Source organism: Bradyrhizobium sp. P3_C3 (genome assembly GCF_056402655.1).
In genome coordinates this window covers 48,048-69,924 of record NZ_JBFUGY010000008.1, presented here as the reverse complement: position 1 = coordinate 69,924, position 21,877 = coordinate 48,048, and the positions used below count along the sequence as shown (strand labels likewise).

At 64.5% G+C, this 21,877-nt stretch carries 21 protein-coding genes; 10 read left to right on the top strand and 11 right to left on the bottom strand.

The window, feature by feature from the left end; all coding sequences use genetic code 11:
- Positions 1 to 4 precede the first annotated feature (4 nt).
- The 5 genes from sufD to AC1DW2_RS11580 all read left to right on the top strand — a co-directional run bounded on the left by sufD (position 5) and on the right by AC1DW2_RS11580 (position 3,974).
- On the top strand, positions 5 to 1,309 hold the full coding sequence (sufD, locus tag AC1DW2_RS11600) for a Fe-S cluster assembly protein SufD (RefSeq protein ID WP_477006067.1): 1,305 nt from the start codon (positions 5 to 7) through the stop codon (positions 1,307 to 1,309).
- Positions 1,306 to 2,553, top strand: coding sequence for a cysteine desulfurase (locus AC1DW2_RS11595; RefSeq protein ID WP_071914316.1), 1,248 nt, complete (start codon positions 1,306 to 1,308; stop codon positions 2,551 to 2,553). Before sufD ends, AC1DW2_RS11595 begins: the two co-directional genes overlap by 4 nt.
- Complete coding sequence (locus tag AC1DW2_RS11590; protein WP_071914314.1) at positions 2,550 to 2,921, top strand: SUF system Fe-S cluster assembly protein; 372 nt, start codon at positions 2,550 to 2,552, stop codon at positions 2,919 to 2,921. The genes AC1DW2_RS11595 and AC1DW2_RS11590 overlap by 4 nt, the downstream gene beginning before the upstream one ends.
- A 49-nt stretch (positions 2,922 to 2,970) precedes the next feature.
- A complete protein-coding gene (locus AC1DW2_RS11585) occupies positions 2,971 to 3,381 on the top strand; it encodes a HesB/IscA family protein (protein ID WP_071914312.1) in 411 nt (136 codons plus the stop codon).
- A 161-nt stretch (positions 3,382 to 3,542) separates the two neighbouring features.
- Positions 3,543 to 3,974 (top strand): TfoX/Sxy family protein, encoded by a 432-nt coding sequence (locus AC1DW2_RS11580; protein ID WP_439034892.1) that lies wholly within the window; start codon positions 3,543 to 3,545, stop codon positions 3,972 to 3,974.
- 60 nt (positions 3,975 to 4,034) lie between these two features.
- On the opposite strand, the gene fabA is transcribed toward AC1DW2_RS11580, so the two are convergent.
- The 4 genes from fabA to AC1DW2_RS11560 all read right to left on the bottom strand — a co-directional run bounded on the left by fabA (position 4,035) and on the right by AC1DW2_RS11560 (position 8,752).
- Complete coding sequence (gene fabA / locus AC1DW2_RS11575; RefSeq protein ID WP_477006066.1) at positions 4,035 to 4,565, bottom strand: bifunctional 3-hydroxydecanoyl-ACP dehydratase/trans-2-decenoyl-ACP isomerase; 531 nt, start codon at positions 4,563 to 4,565, stop codon at positions 4,035 to 4,037.
- A 104-nt stretch (positions 4,566 to 4,669) separates the two neighbouring features.
- On the bottom strand, positions 4,670 to 5,737 hold the full coding sequence (locus tag AC1DW2_RS11570; protein ID WP_477006065.1) for a GGDEF domain-containing protein: 1,068 nt from the start codon (positions 5,735 to 5,737) through the stop codon (positions 4,670 to 4,672).
- A 165-nt stretch (positions 5,738 to 5,902) separates the two neighbouring features.
- The gene (locus AC1DW2_RS11565; RefSeq protein WP_063983517.1) at positions 5,903 to 7,441 is read right to left on the bottom strand and encodes a DEAD/DEAH box helicase; all 1,539 of its coding nucleotides are present in this window, start codon (positions 7,439 to 7,441) and stop codon (positions 5,903 to 5,905) included.
- A 300-nt stretch (positions 7,442 to 7,741) separates the two neighbouring features.
- Positions 7,742 to 8,752 (bottom strand): helix-turn-helix domain-containing protein, encoded by a 1,011-nt coding sequence (locus AC1DW2_RS11560; RefSeq protein ID WP_477006064.1) that lies wholly within the window; start codon positions 8,750 to 8,752, stop codon positions 7,742 to 7,744.
- 200 nt (positions 8,753 to 8,952) lie between these two features.
- Between AC1DW2_RS11560 and AC1DW2_RS11555 the strand changes: the two genes are divergently transcribed.
- Positions 8,953 to 10,473 (top strand): caspase family protein, encoded by a 1,521-nt coding sequence (locus AC1DW2_RS11555; protein WP_477006063.1) that lies wholly within the window; start codon positions 8,953 to 8,955, stop codon positions 10,471 to 10,473.
- A 49-nt stretch (positions 10,474 to 10,522) separates the two neighbouring features.
- Here the strand turns inward: AC1DW2_RS11555 and AC1DW2_RS11550 are convergent, their stop codons facing one another.
- On the bottom strand, positions 10,523 to 10,807 hold the full coding sequence (locus AC1DW2_RS11550; RefSeq protein ID WP_063983514.1) for a hypothetical protein: 285 nt from the start codon (positions 10,805 to 10,807) through the stop codon (positions 10,523 to 10,525).
- Positions 10,808 to 10,928: 121 nt separating this feature from the next.
- Here AC1DW2_RS11550 and AC1DW2_RS11545 point away from each other — a divergent pair, with 121 nt between their 5' ends.
- Entirely contained in the window at positions 10,929 to 12,188 is a 1,260-nt protein-coding gene (locus tag AC1DW2_RS11545) for an FAD-dependent oxidoreductase (protein ID WP_477006062.1), read from the top strand.
- Between the two features lie 179 nt (positions 12,189 to 12,367).
- Positions 12,368 to 13,135, top strand: coding sequence for an outer membrane protein (locus tag AC1DW2_RS11540; protein WP_071914298.1), 768 nt, complete (start codon positions 12,368 to 12,370; stop codon positions 13,133 to 13,135).
- A gap of 368 nt (positions 13,136 to 13,503) precedes the next feature.
- Here the strand turns inward: AC1DW2_RS11540 and AC1DW2_RS11535 are convergent, their stop codons facing one another.
- Together AC1DW2_RS11535 and AC1DW2_RS11530 are read right to left on the bottom strand one after the other, a co-directional pair.
- Positions 13,504 to 14,274, bottom strand: a complete 771-nt coding sequence (locus tag AC1DW2_RS11535) for an SDR family NAD(P)-dependent oxidoreductase (protein WP_477006061.1) — start codon at positions 14,272 to 14,274, stop codon at positions 13,504 to 13,506.
- A gap of 21 nt (positions 14,275 to 14,295) precedes the next feature.
- Positions 14,296 to 14,481 carry a hypothetical protein gene (locus AC1DW2_RS11530; protein ID WP_007609848.1) on the bottom strand — a complete coding sequence of 62 codons (186 nt, stop codon included), beginning with the start codon at positions 14,479 to 14,481 and terminating at the stop codon, positions 14,296 to 14,298.
- A gap of 139 nt (positions 14,482 to 14,620) precedes the next feature.
- Between AC1DW2_RS11530 and AC1DW2_RS11525 the strand changes: the two genes are divergently transcribed.
- The gene (locus AC1DW2_RS11525; RefSeq protein WP_354179489.1) at positions 14,621 to 15,067 is read left to right on the top strand and encodes a hypothetical protein; all 447 of its coding nucleotides are present in this window, start codon (positions 14,621 to 14,623) and stop codon (positions 15,065 to 15,067) included.
- A 295-nt stretch (positions 15,068 to 15,362) separates the two neighbouring features.
- On the opposite strand, the gene AC1DW2_RS11520 is transcribed toward AC1DW2_RS11525, so the two are convergent.
- The 3 genes from AC1DW2_RS11520 to parE form a co-directional block, all read right to left on the bottom strand.
- On the bottom strand, positions 15,363 to 16,181 hold the full coding sequence (locus AC1DW2_RS11520) for an outer membrane protein (protein ID WP_354179487.1): 819 nt from the start codon (positions 16,179 to 16,181) through the stop codon (positions 15,363 to 15,365).
- Positions 16,182 to 16,462: 281 nt separating this feature from the next.
- Positions 16,463 to 17,245, bottom strand: coding sequence for an outer membrane protein (locus AC1DW2_RS11515; RefSeq protein WP_477006060.1), 783 nt, complete (start codon positions 17,243 to 17,245; stop codon positions 16,463 to 16,465).
- A gap of 426 nt (positions 17,246 to 17,671) precedes the next feature.
- Positions 17,672 to 19,717 (bottom strand): DNA topoisomerase IV subunit B, encoded by a 2,046-nt coding sequence (parE, locus tag AC1DW2_RS11510; protein WP_071914292.1) that lies wholly within the window; start codon positions 19,715 to 19,717, stop codon positions 17,672 to 17,674.
- 271 nt (positions 19,718 to 19,988) lie between these two features.
- Here parE and AC1DW2_RS11505 point away from each other — a divergent pair, with 271 nt between their 5' ends.
- Positions 19,989 to 20,519 carry a DedA family protein gene (locus AC1DW2_RS11505; RefSeq protein WP_063983507.1) on the top strand — a complete coding sequence of 177 codons (531 nt, stop codon included), beginning with the start codon at positions 19,989 to 19,991 and terminating at the stop codon, positions 20,517 to 20,519.
- A gap of 40 nt (positions 20,520 to 20,559) precedes the next feature.
- Here AC1DW2_RS11505 and AC1DW2_RS11500 read toward each other — a convergent pair whose 3' ends face one another.
- A complete protein-coding gene (locus AC1DW2_RS11500) occupies positions 20,560 to 21,561 on the bottom strand; it encodes an MBL fold metallo-hydrolase (protein WP_477006059.1) in 1,002 nt (333 codons plus the stop codon).
- Positions 21,562 to 21,877: the final 316 nt, after the last annotated feature.

The following is a 21,877-nucleotide window of genomic DNA, read 5'->3' as shown; positions in this document are numbered from 1 at the left end:
TAGGATGAACGTTGCTGTGGCAAAGACCGGAAACGGCCGTGCGGTGAGCGATCTCTTCGCCAGCGCCGAAGGCCGCCTGCCGGGTTCGCCTTCTGTGATCGCGGTACGCCGCGAGGCGTTCGAGACCTATGAGCGTCTCGGCCTGCCGCATCGCCGGATCGAGGAATGGAAATACACCGACCTGCGTGCGCTGGTCGGCGAGGTGCTGCCGCTTGCGACTAGCCCCGATGCGGCCGCGTTGAAGCGCGCCGCGGACGCCGTCAAGGTGCACGCGATCGCCGGTGCTCGCAAGCTGGTGCTGGTCGACGGCGTGTTCGCGGCCGATCTCTCCGACGTCAAGGCGCTTGCCTCTGAGGCGGGCCTCAAGACGCTGCGGGAAGCGCTGGAGAAGGACGCAGGTCTCCTGAAGACCGCGGCCACCGATGCCGTGATCGCGCTGAATGCGGCGCTGGCAACCGACGGCGTCGTGTTGTCGATCGCCGACGGTGCGCAGCTGTCCGCGCCGATCCAGATCATCCACATCGCGACCGCTTCGTCCGCGTCGGCTTTCAGCCGTTCGCGGATCGCGGTCGGGAACGGCGCTCGCGCCACCATCATCGAGAGCTTTGTGGCGGCCGGTGCCAAGGCCTACCAGGTCAACGACGCCGTCATCCTCTCGGTCGGCGACAATGCCGACGTCGCGCATATCCGCCTGTTGGACGATGCGCCCGACGCGGTGAACGTCACCTCGCAGTTCGTGACCGTCGGGGCGAACACGAAGCTCAATTTCTTCAACATGACGACTGGCGCTGCCGTCAGCCGCCTGCAGGGCTTCATCACGATGGCGGGCGAGGGCAGCGACCTCTCCGTCAACGGCGTGAACCTGCTGCAGAAGACCGAGCACGGCGACACCACGCTGGTGGTCGATCATGCCGTGCCGAACTGCGTCAGCCGCGAGGTCTTCCGCGCGGTGATCGACGATCGCGCCCATTCGGTGTTCCAGGGCCGCATCATCGTCCGTCCCGATGCGCAGAAGACCGATGGCAAGATGATGACCCGCGCGCTGCTGCTCTCGGACGAAGCCGAGGCCGACAACAAGCCGGAGCTCGAGATCTTCGCCGATGACGTCTCCTGCGGCCACGGCGCCACTGCCGGCGCGCTCGACGACAGCCTGCTGTTCTATCTGAAGGCGCGTGGTCTGCCGGAGAAGCAGGCCCAGGCGCTGCTGATCCAGGCTTTCGTGGGGGAGGCGATCGAGCAGATCGCCGATGACGGTTTGCGCGAGCACGTGATCGGCATCGCCGAGCGCTGGCTGGAGCGGCGCCAATGAGCACGCATCCCGCAGTCAAGAACGGTGCCTACGACGTCGCACGCGTGCGCCAGGATTTTCCGGCGCTCGCCATGCAGGTCTACGGCAAGCCGCTGGTCTATCTCGACAACGCCGCCTCGGCGCAGAAGCCGAGCGCCGTGCTCGACCGCATGACGCAGGCCTATACGTCCGAATACGCCAACGTGCATCGCGGCCTGCATTACCTCGCCAATGCCGCCACCGAGGCCTATGAGGGCGGTCGCAGCAAGGTTGCGCAGTTCATCAACGCGCCGCGGACCGAAGAGGTCATCTTCACCCGCAACGCGACGGAGGCGATCAACCTCGTCGCGTCGTCCTGGGGCGAACCGAACATCAAAGAGGGCGACGAGATCGTCATCTCGATCATGGAGCACCACTCCAACATCGTGCCGTGGCATTTCCTCAGGGAACGCCATGGCGCCGTGATCAAGTGGGCGCCGGTCGACGACGAGGGTAACTTCCTCATCGACGAGTTCGAGAAGCTGCTGACCGCGAAGACCAAGCTGGTCGCGATCACGCAGATGTCGAACGCGCTCGGCACCATTGTCCCGATCAAGGACGTTGTGAAGATCGCGCATGCGCGCGGCATTCCCGTGCTGGTCGACGGCAGCCAGGGGGCGGTGCATCTGCCTGTCGACGTCCAGGATCTCGGCTGCGATTTCTACGTCTTTACCGGCCACAAGGTCTACGGGCCGACCGGCATCGGCATCCTCTGGGCCAAGTACGACCACCTCGTCGCGATGCGTCCCTATAACGGCGGCGGCGAGATGATCCGCGAGGTCTCGCGCGACATCGTCACCTATGGCGATCCCCCGCACAAGTTCGAGGCCGGCACGCCCGCGATCGTCGAGGCCGTGGGCCTTGGCGCGGCCATCGACTACGTCAATTCGATCGGCAAGGAGCGCATCGCCGCCCACGAGCACGATCTCACCACCTATGCCCAGGACCGGCTGCGCGAGATCAATTCGCTGCGGCTGATCGGCACCGCCCGGGGCAAGGGCCCGGTGATCTCCTTCGAGCTCAAGGGCGCACACGCCCACGACGTCGCCACCGTGATCGACCGCCAGGGCATCGCGGTGCGCGCCGGCACCCATTGCGTGATGCCGCTTTTAGAGCGGTTCAACGTGACGGCCACATGCCGGGCGTCGTTCGGCATGTATAATACGCGGGAAGAAGTCGATCATCTGGCTCAGGCGCTTTTGAAGGCGCGGGATTTGTTCTCATGAGTGACACGGCCGAAATCAAAGCCAATCCGATGGAGACCCATTCGGCGTTGCCGCCGGAGGAGACCGAGCGTCTCACCACCGAGATCATCGCTGGCCTCAAAACCGTGTTCGACCCGGAAATCCCGGCCGACATCTATGAGCTCGGCCTGATCTACAAGGTCGAGATCAAGGACGACCGTTCCGTCGACGTCCAGATGACGCTGACGACGCCGAACTGCCCGGCCGCCGGCGAGCTACCGACCATGGTCGAGAACGCGGTCGCCAGCGTCCCCGGCGTCGGCGTGGTCGACGTCAAGGTGATCTGGGAGCCGGCATGGACGCCGGAACGCATGAGCGACGAGGCCCGTCTCGTCCTCAATATGTGGTGACGCGTAACTCTGGCATTGAATTCGCTCAGCAACGGACCACATCACTGACATGACACAGATATCGTCCGGCCCAACACCAGCATCCACTCCGAAACCGCGGCGCCCGCGTCCGCAGGTGATGCGGCTGACCGATGCCGCCGCCCAGCGCATCAGCGAGCTAACGAGCCGCGCCGATTCCGAGATCGTGGGCCTGCGCGTCGGCGTGAAGAACGGCGGCTGTGCCGGCCAGTCCTACACGGTCGAATACGCCCATGATGTCCGCCCGACCGACGAGGTCGTCGAGGACAAGGGCGTCAAGATCCTGGTCGATCCCAAGGCCGTGCTGTTCCTGCTCGGCACCGAGATGGACTACAAGGCCGACAAGATGCAGGCCCAGTTCGTCTTCAACAACCCCAACCAGGTCTCCGCCTGCGGCTGCGGCGAGTCGGTCGAGCTGCGGCCCGCGAAGATCGACGGGTAAGTCGCTGTCGTTCCCGCGAACGCGGGGACCCATACCGCGTGATCTGGCGATGACGCTCGGTATCAGTACCAAGCTTTCCTGGCTGGTAGTCTTCGCTAAACTCCTCCCTGTGGTTATGGGTCCCGCGTTCGCGGGGACGACCGTGGGGAGACAGCTTGGCCATGGACCGCGAATTCCTGATCGACCTGTTCGCCGATTTCGGCCCCGTCACCATCCGAAAAATGTTCTCCGGCTACGGCGTCTCCGCCGACGGCATCAACTTCGCGCTCGCCTTGCGCGCGGGCCTGTTCTTCCGCGCCGACGAGGTCACCATCCCGGACTTTGAAGCGGAAGGCTCGAAGCCGTTTCAGTATTCGACCCGCGCCAAAACTGTGCTGGTGAATTCCTATTGGGAATTGCCGGCGCGCCTGTTCGACGATTCCGAGGAGCTYGCGCAATGGGCAAGGGCAGCGCTTGCCGCCGCCCAGCGCGCCAAGGTGAAGAAGCGGCCGAAGGGGAAGAAGGCGGTGGCGAAGAAGCAGCTAGCCAAGAAAGTGGCCAAGAAGGCGGTGCGTAGGGTGGGCAAAGCGAAGCGTGCCCACCGTTCGAGATAGTTATGCCGAGATGGTGGGCACGACGCTGCGCGCCTTTGCCCACCCTACGGGACCTGAGGATCAATCTACGGCCTTGGTCAGTCCGACCCTCATGTCCTTGGCCATGAAGACACCGACGCCGTCGGCAAGCACACGACCGTCGGCAATTCCGAGCACCAGCTTGCCGCGGCGGACCATGCGCATGGCGACCTCGTAGCGCACGCGTCGCGTCTCCGGTGTGACCAATCCCGTAGCTTCGACCTCGCCGACGCCAATGGCGCGGCCCTTGCCTGGTGAGCCCGACCAGCCGAGCCAGTAGCCGATCATCTGCCACATCGCATCCAGGCCGAGACTTCCCGGCATCATCGCGTCACCGCGATAGTGGCAATCGAAGAACCAATGGCCGGGCAAAATATCGAGCTCGCCGACGATGTGGCCCTTGCCGAACTCGCCGCCGTCCAGGCTGATCTCGGTGATGCGATCCATCATGAGCATCGGCGGGGCCGGCAATTGCGCGTTGCCCGGGCCGAAATAGCCGCCGTCGCTCGATCTCAGCAGTTCATCCCTGGTGTACGACGGCTGCGGTGTGTGAAAGTCATGGGGATTGGGCAAGACGACAAGTCCTCTCGACGCTCGCAGTCGGGCGGCGGGGAAGATGTCGTTCGGCGGGTTGGAATGTCAAGCGCCGGCSGTCTCTTCGGCGCGCTGCTTCGGCGTCAGGCCACCCGGCTGTGCGACTCGATCGCGAATTCCGGATCGGCCTCGCAGATCACGCGGTTGCGCCCGTTGCGCTTGGCGGCATAGAGGCAGGCATCCGCACGCTCGATCAACGCGTCGGGGTCGTCGCCCTGCTTGAGCATGGAGACGCCGACGGAGATGGTGACGCGGCCGAGGATCTCGCCGGTCGATTTCTTCTTCAATTCCTTCGCCATCACGGCGCGGCGGATGTGATCTGCAACGGTGAGGGCCTGGCGCAGCGCGGTGTTGGGCAGCAGGACCGCGAATTCCTCGCCGCCATAGCGCGCGGTGATGTCCTGTCCCTTGATGGTCTGCTTCATGGACAGGCCGACCAGCCGCAACACTTGGTCGCCGGTGAGATGGCCGTAGGAATCGTTGAACGATTTGAAATGATCGATGTCGAACAGCAGCAGCGACAGCGGCTCGCCCGAGGCGAGCGCGCTCTGCACGGCCATGCCGATCATGCGATCGAAATATTTGCGATTGCCCAACCCCGTCAGCGGATCGGTCAGGCTCTCGGCGCGGATCGCCTCCAGGCTCTGCTGGAGATTGCTGATCTCGTTCTTGGACAGGGTCAGCCGGTCTTCCAGCGCCTTGTTGGTCTCACGCATCTCGCTGGTCGAACGCAGCAGCGTCTCGACGATCGACCTGATCTGGTCGCGGCTCTTGGCCGACGACAGTTGCTCGGTCGCGCCCGACAGGCTGGCATCGTAGGAGCCGGTCATCCCGAGCGCTTCGCTCAGCACCGTCATCACGTCGTCGATCTCGCCGATGACGCGTGCGCCGACCTTGTCGATGCGGTCGGTGGTCTTGATGTGGGAAAGATAGGTCTCGTAGATCTGCTCGAGATCGCCTTCGGTCAGCTTGCCGTGGCGCGCCAGCGTCTCGTTGATGATCTTGTTGAGCGGCGCGTTATAGCCGGTGGCGTAGACGTACCAGATCTCGTAATTGCGGGGAATTGCAGTCTGTCGAAGCGAGCGGATCTGACCGAGAGCCACTTCGGCGAACGCCATCGTGCGTTCGTGTTCGTCGAGCACCTTGACCACTGAACATACCCCACAGCGGTCGGTGCGCCATCGACCGCAGCAATACTTAAATTATGTTCGCAGGCTAACGGACGATCGTGAACGCTCTGTAAACAGACGTTCGCGAATGCATCAGAATAAGTGTGAAGCGGCTCTGCTCAACCGAACCTGAGTCGCGCCGGCGCGTCAGGCGCCGGCGGGAGAACGCACTGGCCGGAGCAGAAACGCCGGAAGGTGCGAGTGATCGCCGGGCTCGGTATCGGCCTCGCGCTGGCGGCGCGGCTCGGGGCGGCCGATCGACGGCACATGCGATGGATTGGCTTGCTGGCGCGATCCACCGCGCGGCTCGGATGATTGCTTCGCTTCACGCGGAGGCCTCGCCTCCCGTGCGGGCCTCGGCTCACGTGCAGGTCTCGCTTCAGGAGCGGGCTGTGTCTCTGCGGAAGGCCTCGCCTCGCCGCGCGGTTCGCGGGGCTCGTGGCTGCGCTCACGATCGCGGCCACGCTGCGGCTTGCCGCGTCCGCCGCGGGAACGTTCACGGTCGCGCCCGCGCGGTTCGCGCGAACGTGCGCTCTGCTCGCCTGCGTCCGCGGGCACTTCGAAATCGCCCTCGGCGCGCGGAATGCTCTGGCCGATCAGCTTCTCGATCGCCACCATCGACTTCTGGTCGAGCGGCGTCACGAGCGAGATCGCCATGCCGGACCGGCCGGCGCGGCCGGTGCGGCCGACGCGGTGAACATAGTCGTCGGGGTGGTGGGGGACGTCGAAATTGAAGACGTGGCTGACCTCAGGGATGTCGAGGCCGCGGGCGGCAACATCGGAGGCGACCAGCAGCGGCAGTTCGCCCTTGCGGAACTGTTCGAGCGCCGCCGTGCGGGCCGACTGGTCCATGTCGCCATGCAGGGCGCCGACGCTGAAACCATGCTTTTGCAGTGATTTGTGAACGACGGCGACCTCGCGCTTGCGATTGCAGAAGATGATCGCGTTCTGGAGATCCTTGGCCTCGCGCAGCAGGCGTCGCAGCAATTCACGCTTCTCATGCGCCTCGCGCCCGGCCGGGACCTGACACTGCGTGACGGTCACGGCGGTGGTGGCGGGCTTGGAGACCTCGACCTTCTGCGGATTGTGCAGGAAGGTCTCGGTGATGCGCCGGATTTCCGGTGGCATGGTCGCGGTGAAGAACAGGGTCTGCCGCGTGAACGGGACGAGCTTACAGACGCGCTCGATGTCGGGAATGAAGCCCATGTCCAGCATGCGGTCGGCTTCGTCGATGACGAGCAGCTCGACGCCGGTGAGCAGCAGGCCGCCGCGCTCGGTGTGGTCGAGCAGGCGGCCGGGGGTGGCGATCAGCACGTCGACGCCGCGCGTCAGCTTGGCATCCTGGTCGCCGAAGGATACGCCGCCGATCAGCAGGGCGACGTTGAGCTTCTGGCCGGCGCCGTAGCGGTCGAAGTTTTCCTTCACCTGCGCCGCGAGCTCGCGGGTCGGCTCCAGGATCAGCGTGCGCGGCATGCGCGCGCGGGCGCGACCCTTTTCGAGGATGGTGAGCATCGGCAGCACGAAGGCCGCGGTCTTGCCGGTGCCGGTCTGGGCGATGCCGAGCACATCCTTGCGTGCGAGGACGTGGGGGATCGCCTGTTCCTGAATGGGGGTGGGGGTGGTGTAACCGGTGGCCGCCACTGCGGCGAGGACTTTTTCAGACAGTCCGAGATTTGAAAAGGACATTGAGCCTCTGGTCGAAACCGCCGTTCGGAATCGAGGGTAATTAAGGCTGTCGCGTTCCACCCCGAAACGGCGCGCTCTCAAAGAAGCTGGGGGTGCTGACTCACGCGAACAAAGCGCAAGGCTCAAGAATCGGTCTTCGATCTGAGCCGCGTCGCCCCGGAACATAGGCGGGAATCGGCCAAAGTCAATGGAGCGGGCGCGGGAAGACCCTAAAAAACCTGATGTTTTTGCTCAAATAGCGGGCCCGGCTGGGCTTTTCCGCCTCCACCGTTAACCGGGCGATAGCTGCCGGAGGGACGGCTAACGCCCTTCCGGGCCCCGGGCCCGGAAATCGCCGGGGGCCATTCCGTAGGCGGCGTTGAAGACCCGGTAATAGGTCGCCAGGCTCTCGAAGCCGCAGGAGGTCGCGATATCGGCGATCAGCCGGTCCGGCGCCTCGCGCATCAGGCGGCGGCTCTGTTTCAGGCGTTCGTCCGTCACGGTCTGCGAAAAGCTCTTCGCCGCGGTTTCGAACAGCATGTGCAGGTGACGCACGGACACGCCGAGCTGGTCGGCCACCATCGCCGGCGCCAGATCGGGGTCTTGCAGATGGCGCGCGATCAGGCGACGCGCCTGTGAGAGCCGGGCGGTCCGCAGCGCGGCCTGCCCACGGCGGCTGCCGGGCCGCACGATGCCGCGCTCGATCAGGGCCAGATGGGCCAAGGCCTGGACGAGCGAGGCTTGATCCGAGGAGGCTTGATCCAAGGAGGTCTGGGCGACTGAGGTCGCATCAGTGGCGCCGTTATCGCCCGCGGCGGCTTCATCGAGGTCGGCGAAGCAGGCGCCGAGCAGGGGCGCCAGGCCGGGATCGCTGAAGGTCCGGGGCGCAAGCTCGCGCATGCGCCTGTCCTGCGTGGAGAGCCTGCTCACGGGGATCTTCAGGATGCGCAGGTGGAAGCCGCCTGCGCCGAGCGGCGCGGTGCGATAGGGCTGGTCGGTATGGCTGGTGGCGAAGCTGCCGTTGGCGATCGCAAAGTCGCCGGTGCGCATGCCGCCGAACCAGCCGCCGCTGCCGAGCTGCTGGTAGACGCAGATGCTGTCGCCGGGCGCGTAGGCGATGTCGGAGTTGCTGCGCTCGACCGTATAGTGCGACGCCTTCAGCTCGACGAGCCCACCGCCGCCGAGCTGGCGCAGCGAGAATTCGCCGTAGAAGTCCGCGCGGCGCTCGCGCTCGAGTTCGGCGGTGACGCCGAACAGGCCCTTGGACCGGACCTCGCGCCAATAGTCGAACCGGTCATGCGGCTCGACCTCGTCAGTACACCATCGATACACGGCAGCCCCCGCTCGCAGCGCAGCTGCCTAGAAAAAGCAGATTCCGGAGGAATCTGCCATAGTCCTGATGACGGAACCCGTGGGCTCTCGGCGTTGAACCGTCGACATGGCTGGACCGACTATCCTCAACGGCAGAGGGTTCCAATGAATCGCTGTTCGAGGCGGCCGGCGGAGCGCCGTTCTGAAACGGGAATTTTGCGATGACGCGTCGGCTTTTCAGAATTCTGGCGGCCCTTGGCCTTGCGATGAGCCTGAGCGGCTTCGCGCTGCCCGCACAAGCCGAGAAACGCGTTGCGCTCGTCGTCGGCAACAACGACTACAGGAACGTCCCCAAGCTCCTCAAGGCGGTCAACGACGCCCGCACCATGGGCGATACGTTGAAGCAGCTCGGTTTCTCGGTGATGGTCGCCGAGAACCAGAGCCGGCAGCAATTCTCCGAGACGCTGCTCGCGTTCGACAGGACGATCGAGCCCGGCGACACCGCATTCTTCTTCTACGCCGGCCACGGCTTCGAGATCGCGGGCCAGAACTACCTGCTGCCGACTGACGTACCGGCGGCGACCGAAGGGCAGGAAGAGCTGGTGCGCGACGCTTCCATCCTGGCCGACCGCATCGTCGAGCGCCTTCAGAACAAGAAGGCGCGCACGTCGATCCTGGTGTTCGACGCCTGCCGCAACAACCCGTTCGAGCGCAAAGGCACTCGCGCGGTCGCCGGCGGCGGCGGCCTCGCGCCGATGGTGCAGCTGCCCGAAGGTGTGTTCTCGGTGTTCTCCGCAGGTCCCCGCCAGACTGCACTCGATCGTCTCTCCAACGACGACGCCAATCCCAATTCGGTGTTCACGCGCACCTTCGCCAAGGAGCTGCTCCAGCCCGGCGAGAATCTGGTGCAGGTGGCGCAGCGGACCCGCCGTCTCGTCAGCGAGATGGCCGACACCGTCAAGCACAGGCAGGTGCCGGTCTATTTCGACCAGATGGTCGACGACGTGTTCCTCAGTGGTGTTGCCAAGGACGCGACGGCCGCTGCGCGCCCGGCCGATCCGCCGCCGCAGAAGCTCGCGGCTCTCCCGCCGGTGTCGGTACCGCGCGTGCCGAAGGAAGAAACCACCAACGCGCCGATCGCCAGCTTCTCGCGGCACAATGGCGGCTGGAGCGTGGTGTTCTCCTTCGCCGACCCGACGCTCGGCATTTCCTGGCGCATGGCCGGCAATGGCGATTTCCGCGAGACCGGCTTCATCGACACGCTCGATCCGCGCACGCGCAAGCGGATGCCGAACCCGTCGATCGAATTGCCGCCGGATGCGCAGGCCGGCACCATCGAGGTCCGCTATGTCGATCAGTCCGGCGACATGCAGGGGCCATTCCCGATCAGGTTCGATCCCGAGGCCGCGCTGATCCGCGACCAGCGCAAGATTCTCGACATGACCGCGACGAGCTGGCTGTCGTTCCGCGAGTTCAACGGGCTGCTCGTCTATTACACGCATCTCGTGTCCTACCGCTGCGCCATCCGCGAGGTGCGCATCGGCATCGACACCGCCGTTCCGAACCAGGTGTTGAAGATGCCGGGCTGCGACATGCGCGATCCCAGCGCGATCAGCGCCGGCATGCCGCTCTACATGAAGCTTGCCCCGGCGACGCAGTTCGTCTCGGTGGAACTGACCTACCGCGATGGCAGCGTGTCGGAAATCAAGAGTTTTCGGGCCGCGAACCGCAGCAACAACTGAGCGGTCTGCGGTTCCATTGTTGGGCGGCGAGCGCAGTTGGCGCGGGAAACTAGCCGCGACGCTTCCCGATGTAGCGCTTGATGGCGTCGATCGCTTCCATCAAGGGCGGCGCAAGCGAGAAGAACGTCCCCATGGCGATCGAGATGACCACATGGCGAAGCAGGACCTTCTCCTGTTCCTCGAACGGATAGCCGTTCTGGTCGATCCGTGCCGGCGCGAGCGTGCCCGCCTCCTGAGGATCCGGCTTCCGCGGCTTGCGCGGCGGCAGCATGATCACGACGAAAAGCACGTTGATCAGCAGCCAGATGCCAAGCACTATCAGTATGGTGCGCAACGCGGGATCATCCTGAAATCAATCGAAATTATCAGCAACGCTACCGGCCATTCGGCATTGCGGCAAACCAATTCCGGCTTGTTGCACCGCACAGAGTACTAAAGTTGTAAGCGAGGAGTTGATGACGGAATCTGATACCCCAGAGCACACCGTGCGTCACTCCGTGAGAACCCGATGTTGCATCGTCGGCGGCGGGCCGGCCGGCATGATGCTCGGCTATCTCCTGGGACGCGCCGGCATCGACGTCGTGGTGCTGGAGAAGCATGCGGATTTCTTCCGCGACTTTCGCGGCGACACCGTGCATCCCTCGACGCTCCAGGTGATGGACGAGCTCGGCCTGATCGATGGGTTCCTGAAGCTGCCGCACCAGCGCCTGCAGATGATGGACGGCCTGTTTGGCGGCACGCCCGTGCGGATTGCCGATCTCCGCCGGCTCCGCACCAAGTACCCGTTCATTGCCTTCATGCCGCAATGGGACTTCCTGAATTTCCTGCGCGAGGCCGGCCAGCGCTTCGCCTCGCTCAAGGTGATGATGAATACGGAGGCCGTCGATCTGATCCGCCGCGGCGAGACCGTCGCCGGCGTGCGTGCGATGACGCCGGATGGGCCGATCGACATCGAAGCCGATCTCACCGTTGCCTGCGATGGCCGGCATTCGACGGTGCGCGAACGTGCGGGGCTCCGCGTCGAGGAGATCGGCGCGCCGATGGACGTGCTGTGGTTCCGAGTCGGCCGCAAGGCGGACGAGACCGAGAACCTGTTCGCGCGCGTCGAGCCCGGAAAGATGATGGTCACGTTCGACCGCGGCGACTATTGGCAGTGCGCCTATGTCATCGCGAAGGGACAATACGAGGCGGTGAAGGCGAGGGGATTGCAGGCGCTGCTCGACGACGTCGTGCGCATGGCGCCGATCCTTCGATCCGGCATTGCCGATGTGAAGAGCTTTGACGACGTCAAGCTGCTCACCGTCGCGATCAACCGCCTGGCGCGCTGGACGCGGCCGGGCCTGCTTCTCATCGGCGATGCCGCGCATGCGATGTCGCCGGTCGGCGGCGTCGGTGTCAATCTCGCTGTGCAGGATGCAGTTGCGACCGCCAATTTGCTGGCCGGCAAGCTTCGGCAGGGCTGCCCAACCGAGAATGAACTCGATGCCGTGCGCCGACGCCGCGAATTCCCGGTGAGGATGACGCAGCGCATGCAGGTGATCGTGCAGAACAACATCATCAGCGGCGCCCTGCAGGGCGGCGAGCGGCCGCTGAAGGTGCCGCTGGTCGTGCGCCTGATCACTGCGCTGCCATGGCTCCAGGGTATTCCGGCGCGCCTGATTGCGCTCGGCGTGCGGCCCGAGCACGTGCAATCCAAGGCCGCGCCGGCGTCGTAGTGCAGGAGGTCGGTAGGGATAACGCGGCGTTAAATCGCGCGCCGCGCGTTGCGTGCGCGCAACAGCGCAAACGGATTCACGTCGCGCCGCTTGCCAATCCGGCGTCTTAACTTTCTTGATTCAAATTTGAGTAAGACCTGCGTGTGACCGTGCACCCATCAAAGGACACGGGGTGTACCATGCGTAACAAATTGATTGCCGCCTTCGCCTGCACGACCGCTCTGGTTTCGACCGGCGCCGCTTCAGCCGCCGATCTCGGTGCGCGCTACATGAAGGCGCCCGCCTATGCGGAGCCGCTGTTCAACTGGACCGGTTTCTATGTCGGCGGCCACATCGGTGGCGCATGGACCAACGAGCAGTTCATCAACAACGGGACCGGCGCGCCGTTCGGCGATCTCGTTCCGGGCCAGGGCTATCGCCAGCGTGGCGCCGGCATCATGGGCGGTGCTCAGATCGGCTACAACTGGCAGGCCAACAACTACGTGTTCGGCATGGAAGGCACGATCTCCGGCCTCGACAACAAGGGTACGGTCGTCAACACCGCCTTCGGCGCCGCTGACGACATCTTCACCTGGCGCGCCAACGTGCTAGCGACCGTCGTCGGCCGCGCCGGCTTCGCCGTGCAGAACAATTTGTTCTACATCAAGGGCGGCTATGCCGGCGTGAACAACCGTCTCAACGTCAGCGACACCGTTGCGCCCTCGACGGGCTCGGGCGGTCAGACCCACTGGGCCAACGGCTGGACCGTCGGCGCCGGCTGGGAATACGGCATCACCCGCAACTGGATCGTCGGCCTCGAATACAACTACGCGGCCTTCGGCAGCCAGACCTATCAGCTCGGCGGCACCTCGGGTAACTACACCTTCGATGCCAAGCCGCGCGACATCCAGTGGGCCGTCGTGCGCGCGAGCTACAAGTTCGACGCACCGGTCATCGCGCGCTACTGAGCACGTCAACAAACGACCGAAGCTAAAAAAGTACTGCCAACAACTGAAAGCCCCGGCTCCGTCCGGGGCTTTTTTCTGCCGATTCGCGCGTCGTTGTCGCCACGGGCGGGACGGCGCAGCGGATGGTCATCTCCGGAAACTGACCGTGACGGTGCATAAGGGTGCAGTAGGTAAATAGCACTTGCCTATTTCTGCCCCCACGGACTCCGCGACGTATCGTTTCAGTCATGTCGTTGATGCGGTGCGCGTCGGCGTGAACTACCGCTTCAGTCCCTCGGCCGTCGTCGCAAGGTACTGATCTCTCCGAACGTGAGAGCTTTCAAAGCCCCGGCATCTGCCGGGGCTTTTTCGTCGACCGCGGGGCAAGCTTACGCCATCACGGAGAATCCACCGTCGACGGGGATCGCAGTGCCCGTGACGAAGTTCGAGGCGGGCGAGGCGAGGAACACGGCGATGCCGGCGAAGTCGTCGATATCGCCCCAGCGTCCCGCGGGCGTGCGCGCCAGCACGCGCTCATGCAGTCCCGAGACCTGCTGCCGCGCGCCGCGGGTGAGGTCGGTGTCGATCCAGCCCGGCAGGATGGCGTTGACCTGGATGTTGTCGGGCGCCCACGCATTGGCGCACGCGCGCGTGTACTGCACGATGCCGCCCTTGCTTGCCGCATAGGCGGTGGCGAAGCTCGCGCCGAAGATCGACATCATCGAGCCGATATTGATCACCTTGCCGTTGCCCGACGCCTTCAGCGCCGGATAGGCCAGCTTCGAGCACACGAAAGCGCTGGTGAGGTTGGTGTCGATCACCTTGTTCCACTCGTCGAGCTCGAGCTCGTGCGGCGGCTTGCGGATGCTCATGCCGGCATTGTTGATGAGGATGTCGATCCGGCCGAGCTCCTTGACGACGCGGTCGATCATGGCCGCGACCGCCGCCTTGTCGGTGACGTCGGTGGCGACGGCAATCGCCTTCACGCCGCGCTCTCTGAGATCGGCAACGGCAGCGGCCGACTTGGTTTCGTTACGTGCGACCACGGCGATATCGGCGCCGGCATCGGCGAGTCCGTGGGCGAGGCCAAGACCGATGCCGCCATTGCCCCCTGTGACGATCGCGACTTTGCCGCGGAGATCGAACCGGTTGGATGTCATATTTGTATTCCCTGGTTTCTTCTATTGGTTGCTCTGCCAGATCAGGACCAGTCCGAAGCCGGCCATGGCTGCGCCATAGCCGGCCCATTGCAACTGGTTGACCATGAAGCTCGACCGCGGCCAGGCGACGGTGCCCGTTCCCTGTCCGATCCAGAGCAGCCCGACGGCGAGGGCAAACAGGCCTGCGATCAGCAGAAATCTGCGCATGCATTCCTCCCCGTTGGTTTGCTTCTGTCGTGGCCTACGGCATCAACGATCGCCGCTTGTCACGAAAACTTCCCGCCAGACTAGCCGTAGCTTCGGTTTGGATACAATGGCTGCGGATGCAGGGCCGCTGGGAGGATCCATGTCCGTGCGGAAGATGATCCTTGGTAGCACCCTTGGCATCGCGGCTGCGGCCGCACTGGTGGCGGCCTATGCCGTCATTCCACGGCGTGCGGATCTGCGGGCGTTCGATCCGGCCGAGATGGCGCGGCTCGAGACCGCGATGTGGCGCGACTATTACGACAAGCGCTATGCCGCGCTGTTCCACCATCTCTACGAATCGACGCGGACGCAGTTCGGCTTTTCACCGCTAGGAAGCTTGCAGATCGCGCTCGGCGCCGCCGGGGCCGCCAGGACGTTCCAGCCGACGCGATCACGCCGGGAGGCCGATGCGGCCCTGCCAGCGCTCGTTGGATACTACCGGGATTTTGCATCGGCCGCGCCAGTGTCGTCCGACGCGCACGAGGCCGCCCGTCTCGAGCTTGACTGGTGGCAGGCGCGGCGCGAGGCGGTGGACCCGCGCGACTAGGGCCTCACCATCGCACGCGTGGTGGCGCTGACCCTACGGCAAGAGCGCGGACGATTCCGGCATCAGGCAGTTCGGCATCGCGCGGGCGGACGCCATGGCGTTTCGCGAAGCGCGGAGCGAGGCGATCACCGAGGCCGACTGGGCGGGGATCGAACCGGCTTGGAGAGACGTACCGGTCTCTGGCCGCGAGCGTCGGCCGCTGACAATTCGGCAACGAAAAAGCCCCGAACGATGCCGGGGCTTTGACGTCCGATATCCAGACTGGATCGGGACTTGTCTCAGGAGTGGGGCCGTTTCAGTTGAAGCGGTAGACCAGCGACGTGCTGATGGTCTGGACCCAGGGCTTGAAGGTAATTGCGGTGCCCGTCAGACCCACCGCCGGGGCGCCGAAGTCATTGCCCGGAGCAAACGTCGTGGGCCGGGAAATGCGGTCATAGTACGCTGAGCGGTATTCGGTTTTCATGAACCAGCCGGGCGCAGCAATTCCGAAAATGTCGAGGTTGTTCTCGACGCCACCGCCAACGAAAAAGCCATCGCGGTGGAAGGAGCCTGTGGTCGTCTGCGTCGCGGTACTGGCGCCCGGTCCCACACCCAGAAACGTCTGAGACGTGCCCGACCATTCCGAACCCGAGTAACCGGCGTTGACGTAGGACAGGACATTGGGCGCAACGAGATAGCCTAGCCGCGCGCCGGCCGTGTAGCTGGTGCGAAGCTTTTGGCGGCCTTCCGTCTGCCAGAAGGCGGGGTCGGTCAGCGAGCCACTGATGTCACCGAACTGTCCGTCGGCGAACACGCCGGCCACCCAACGGCCGTTGAATTGCCAATCGTAACCGGCGCCGACGGTTCCAAACCAGCCGCTGCCACCCAGGCGCGTATCGCGGGTTATAGCGGTGCCCGCAGGTGCGAAGGCACCGAACCCTCCGGCAACACCGGTGCTCTGAACGTTGCTGTCAGCGGACCACAGACCGCCGCCGCCGCCGCCGAAGATGTAGAAGCCGGTCCAGCTTTGGACTGGCGCCTGAGCCTTCACATAAGGGCGGGCCCCAAGATCAGCCGCCGCGGCCGAACCGGTCATCGCCGCCATTGCCGTCAGAGCGAGCAAAAACGTCTTCATGATAAAATCCCAACCCTGGTCTGTTCGGCGCGAGCGCGCTGAACTTCGAGTCATCGGATGACCAAGCTATAGGCGGTTCCAGCCAAAAAGCTGTTGCCGGTCAGGTACATATGAATCGGGAACGCAGAGCTTCAGGCGACGCCTCCGGACTGGCACGACCTGCTGGGGGCACCGTGCACCGGAGCTCTCGATGTTTCGAGCCTTGAACTCCGCAAAACAGAAGCCGCAACGAAAAAGCCCCGGACAATGCCGGGGCTTTGACGTCTGAATTTCAGATCAGATCAGTACTTCGCGACGACCGGACCGGTCCAGTTGAAGCGGTAGACCAGCGAGGTCGAGATCGTCTGGTTCCAGCTGTTGGCGCGGATGCTCTGGCCGACCGGGAGATTGCTGACGTCGAACAGCTCGTCCTGGGTCTTGGCGTTGTAGAAGGCCGAACGATACTCGGTCTTCATGAACCAGCCGGGCGAGCTGATGCCGAAGAAGTTCAGGCTGTTCTCGACGCCGCCACCGATGAACCAGCCGTTGCGGTTGTAGCTGTTGAGGTGGGCACCGACCGGGACGCCAGCGAGGTCAGTGAAGTTGGTCTGGCCGAAGTGGGCGCCCGAGTAACCGCCGTTGACGTAGGTGAGAACGTTCGGAGCGGCCAGCCAGCCGAGGCGCACACCAGCGGCCCAGGAGGTTTCCAGCTTCTGGTTGCCCGTGATATTGTTGCCCGGATCCTGGATGGTGGCGCGGATGCTGCCGAACTGACCGTCAGCGAACACACCGGCGACCCAGGTGCCGCTGAACTGCCAGTCGTAACCGGCGCCCACGGTGCCGAACCAGCCCGAGCCACCCTGGCGCTGGGTGATCGTCAGCGGGGTGCCGCTGACAGTGTCGACAATCGATTGATCGGCATGCGAGAGGCCGCCACCGCCACCGCCGAAGATGTAGAAGCCGGTCCAATTGGCGACGGGCGCCGGCATCGGAGCCTTCACGTAGGGACGGGCGGCCAGGTCGGCCGCCGACGCCGAACCGGTCATCGCGGCAACCGCGGTCAGTGCGAGCAAAATCTTCTTCATGTTAAAATCCCCAAGCTTTGGTCTGTCCGGCAGGCGCGAGCGCACTGAAGTCCGATTGATCTGATGCCCGGACTATAGCCGCTTTCCGCCGAAATGCTGTTGCCGGACAGGCACAGTCGCCGGGAAACGCTGCTCCGCAGCGATTTTTGGCGCGATCGCCGAAATCAGAAATAACTCTAATATCCCAATGTGTTGCGTTATTTTCCGAAGGCCGAATTCAGGTAACTTCTCGTTAGCAATTCCGGCTCTGTCCGAAATGGTAGCAATCCTGCCTCAGCCTTGGTTCCGATGAGTCGTTGGCCGAGTCGTTCCGCCTCAAGGTGAGTCGGGCAGCGGAGGCGGTCTGGTCGGCGCCTCCGCGAAGGGCCGCAAACAAAAAAGCCCCGGCCGTAGCCGGGGCTTCTTGCGTGACGTCAGAAGACTGCCTCAGACGTCCAGCAGTTCCTCGCTCGCGAACTCCGCCTTGTCCGAGATGAACGCGAAGCGCGCCTCGGCCTTGGTGCCCATCAGCCGCTCCACCGAATCCGCCGTGGTGTCGCGGTCGTCGGCGAGCAGCACCACCTTGAGCAGCGTCCGCTTGCGCGGATCCATGGTGGTTTCCTTGAGCTGCGCCGGCATCATCTCACCGAGACCTTTGAAGCGGTTCACCTCGACCTTGGCGTTGGCGTTGAACTCGCTCTTGAGCAGCGTCTCCTTGTGCTTGTCGTCGCGTGCGTAGACGGACTTCGAGCCATGGGTCAGCTTGTAGAGCGGCGGCACCGCAAGGAAGAGGTGGCCCTCGTCGATCAGCCGCGGCATCTGCCGGTAGAAGAAGGTGATCAGGAGCGAGGCGATGTGGGCGCCGTCGACGTCGGCGTCGGTCATGATGATGATGCGCTGATAGCGCAGATCCTCTTCGCGATATTGCAAAAGCTGGCCGCAGCCGATCGCCTGCACGAGGTCGGAGAGCTGCGCGTTCGCCGTCAGCTTGTCCTTGCCGGCCGAGGCGACGTTGAGGATCTTGCCGCGCAGCGGCAGCACCGCTTGCGTCTTGCGATCACGGGCCTGCTTGGCGCTGCCGCCTGCCGAGTCACCCTCGACGATGAAGAGCTCGGAGCCCTCGGTGCCGGCATCGGTGCAGTCGGCGAGCTTGCCGGGCAGGCGCAGCTTCTTGCCGGCGGTCTTGCGTGCCGTTTCCTTTTCCTGGCGACGGCGCAGCCGCTCCTCGGCGCGGTCGATCACGAAGTCGAGCAGCCGGTTGGCCATGTTCGGATTGCCCGACAGCCAGTGGTCGAACGGATCCTTCATCGCCTGTTCGACGATGCGCTGCGCTTCGGCGGTGGCGAGACGATCCTTGGTCTGGCCCTGAAATTCAGGCTCGCGCACGAACACCGACAGCATCACGGCCGCGCCCACCATGACGTCTTCCGACGTAATGGATGACGCGCGCTTGCCCTGACCGACGCGCTCGGCGTGATCCTTCAGGCCGCGCAGGAGCGCGCTGCGCAGGCCGGATTCGTGCGTGCCGCCATCGGGCGTCGGCACGGTGTTGGTGTAGGACGACAGGAAGCCGTCGGCATCCGCGGTCCAGGCGACAGCCCATTCGCAGGCGCCATGCGCGCCGTTGCGGCCCGATTTGCCGGAGAAGATGTCGGGATGCACCAGCGTGTCGGCGTGGATCGCTGCGGCGAGGTAATCCTTGAGGCCGCCGGGGAAGTGGAAGGTCGCTTCCGCCGGGACATCCTCGACGCCCTTCAAGAGCTCGGGTGCGCAATTCCAGCGGATCTCGACGCCGCCGAACAGATAGGCCTTCGAGCGCGTCATCTTGAACAGGCGCTGCGGCTTGAATGCGGCCTTGGCGCCGAAGATGTCGGTGTCGGGCTTGAAGCGCACGCGGGTGCCGCGGCGGTTGTTGATCTTGCCGAGATCCTCGAGCTTGCCCTTCGGGTGCCCGCGCTCGAACGTCATGCGGTAGAGCTTCTGGCTGCGCGCGACCTCGACCTCAAGCAGCGAGGAGAGGGCGTTCACCACGGAGATGCCGACACCGTGCAGACCGCCGGAAGTCTCGTAGACCTTGGAGTCGAACTTGCCGCCCGAATGCAGCGTGCACATGATGACTTCGAGCGCCGACTTCTTCGGGAATTTGGGATGCGGATCGATCGGGATGCCGCGGCCGTTGTCGGTGACGGTCAGGAACCCGTCGGCGCTGAGCTCGACTCCGATGAAGGTCGCGTGCCCGGCCAGCGCCTCGTCCATCGAGTTGTCGATGACTTCGGCGAAGAGGTGATGCAGCGCCTTCTCGTCGGTGCCGCCGATATACATGCCGGGCCGGCGGCGCACCGGTTCCAGGCCTTCGAGCACCTCGATATCGGCCGCAGTGTAGTCGGCTTCGCCGCCGGTCCCGCGCGAGGCCGCCTTGGCGGGCGCGCGCGACTTCGGCTCATCGCCGCCGAAAAAATCGTCTTTTGCTTTTGGCTTCAACTGCTTGGACATATATTTTGATGCACTTTGATGGCCGCGATGGCGGCGAATCGGTTGGGCCGACTATGCCACGGCTGGCCTGCAAAGGTCACCGCAGCTCCGCCCGGCGGGTGTGGTTGGGAGCCAATCCCGGCGATTTTACGCCGCAGGCCCCACCAATTCCCGGCAATTTGACACCTGGGCCCGGCTCAGGCCCGGCTTTGTGACTTGATGTCACACAAGTCCTTGGCTTACCAGTCCTTTTATCTGACAGGACCGTGACGGGGCGGGAAGGCAATCTGGAATGGAGCAGTACGCGCACGCGCTGGCCGATTTCGTGCGCGCTCACCAGGCCTGGGCGGCCCCGATCGTGTTCCTGCTCGCCTTCGGGGAGTCGCTGGCCTTCATCTCGCTGCTGATCCCGGCCTGGGGGGCGCTGGTTGCGATCGGCGCGCTGATCGGGGCCAGCGGCATCAGCTTCTATCCGGTCTGGATCGCCGGCGGCATCGGTGCTGCGCTCGGCGACTGGGTCTCCTACTGGTTCGGCTATCGCTACAAGGAGCAGGTCGCGCAGATGTGGCCGCTCTCGCGCTATCCGGAGCTGCTGCCCAGGGGCGAAGCCTTCGTGCGGAGCTGGGGCGTGCCCAGCATCTTCATCGGCCGCTTCTTCGGCCCCTTGCGCGCCTCGGTGCCGCTCGCAGCCGGCATTTTCGAGATGCCCTATTGGAGTTTTCAGGCCGCCAATTTCATCTCGGCGCTGGTCTGGTCCGCGGCGCTGCTGCTGTTCGGCGACGTGATCGCGAAGATCATGGAATGGATCTGGCGCGTGATCTGACCGGGCAGCTCGGCCGCCCGGTCAGCGCATACGGCAGAGCCTAAAGCGAGGCATTCCAGATCGACGGAATCCAGCGATAGCCCGAACCATCCTTCTCCTTCTCGACGCGGACGAGACCGGGGAAGGCGGCATGGAAGGCCTGGATCGGCATCTTCTCGGCAATCGCCATGTCGTAGAGCTTCCGCCGCGTCTCTTGCGCCAGCGGCTTGTCGACGTCGGAGGCGATGTTCCATTCGGGGTGCTTCACGAACAGGAACGCTGCGCCTGCGGTGATGTCGACCTGCACAAGTACCTTTTCCGCGCCGGACGCGACGATGAAGGAGTTGTGTCCCGGCGTGTGGCCCGGGCTCGCCACCGAAGTGATGCCGGGCGCGACTTCCTTGCCGGAGTCGTATTGCGTGACCTTGCGGCCGAGCGCATCGAATACGCGGCGGATGTTCTTGAAGTTGCCCTCAAGGATCGGATTGCCGGTCCCCTTGCTCATCTCGCCGTCATCCATCCAGAACTTCCATTCCACTGCCGGAACCATGATCTCGGCGTTGGGGAAGGCCGGCTTGTTCTCGGCCGCGAGCAGGCCGTTGATGTGGTCGCCGTGGAAGTGCGAGATGATGACGGTGTCGACTGCCGCGCGGTCGATGCTGGCCGCCGCAAGGTTGTTGTGGAACTGGCCGACCTTGCCTTTGGTCTGCGTGAACTGGTCGGGCCCGAGACCGGTGTCGATCACGACGAGCTTCGGCCCGGTGTTGACGACGACCGGATTGAAGGTGTGGGTGACCTTGTCGGTCGGCAGATGGTTCTCGGCGAAGACCTTGTTGATGTCGTCCTTGCTGGCGCCGGCAGCGTAATTGTCCGTCAGGTTGACGGTCGCGACGCCGTCGCAGACCACGGTGATCTGGTGGGTGCCGACATTGTAGCGGTAGAAGCTCGCATTCTGGGTCGCTGCCGGGGGCGCGGCGGCGCTCGCGGGCGAGGTCTTCACGAAGGGCAGGAGCGCCGAGGCGGCGGCGCCGGCCAGCGTTGCGCGACGGGTGATCTCGGTCATGGCGATGTCCTGGGCTGGGTTGCGAACGAAAGGCGTGGACCGGCGGGGTTGTGGCGCGCCAGTCCTCTCTCGGGAACCCCTATGCTTAAGGGAAATTCCGCTGCGACCCGATGACATCCGTGCGGCATCCTGCCGTCACTCGTGCGGCATCCTGCCGTCACGAGGTGCGGCAGCCGTCACGCCCCATCGATTTGGACTTGACCCTGGAACCCTCTGGCCTTATAGCCGCGCGCCATGATCAACGCCGCGACCATCCTGTTCGCCCGTCGCCGCCGCCGCTCTTTAGCGGTTTGGGCGGTCGATCGCGTTTGAGATC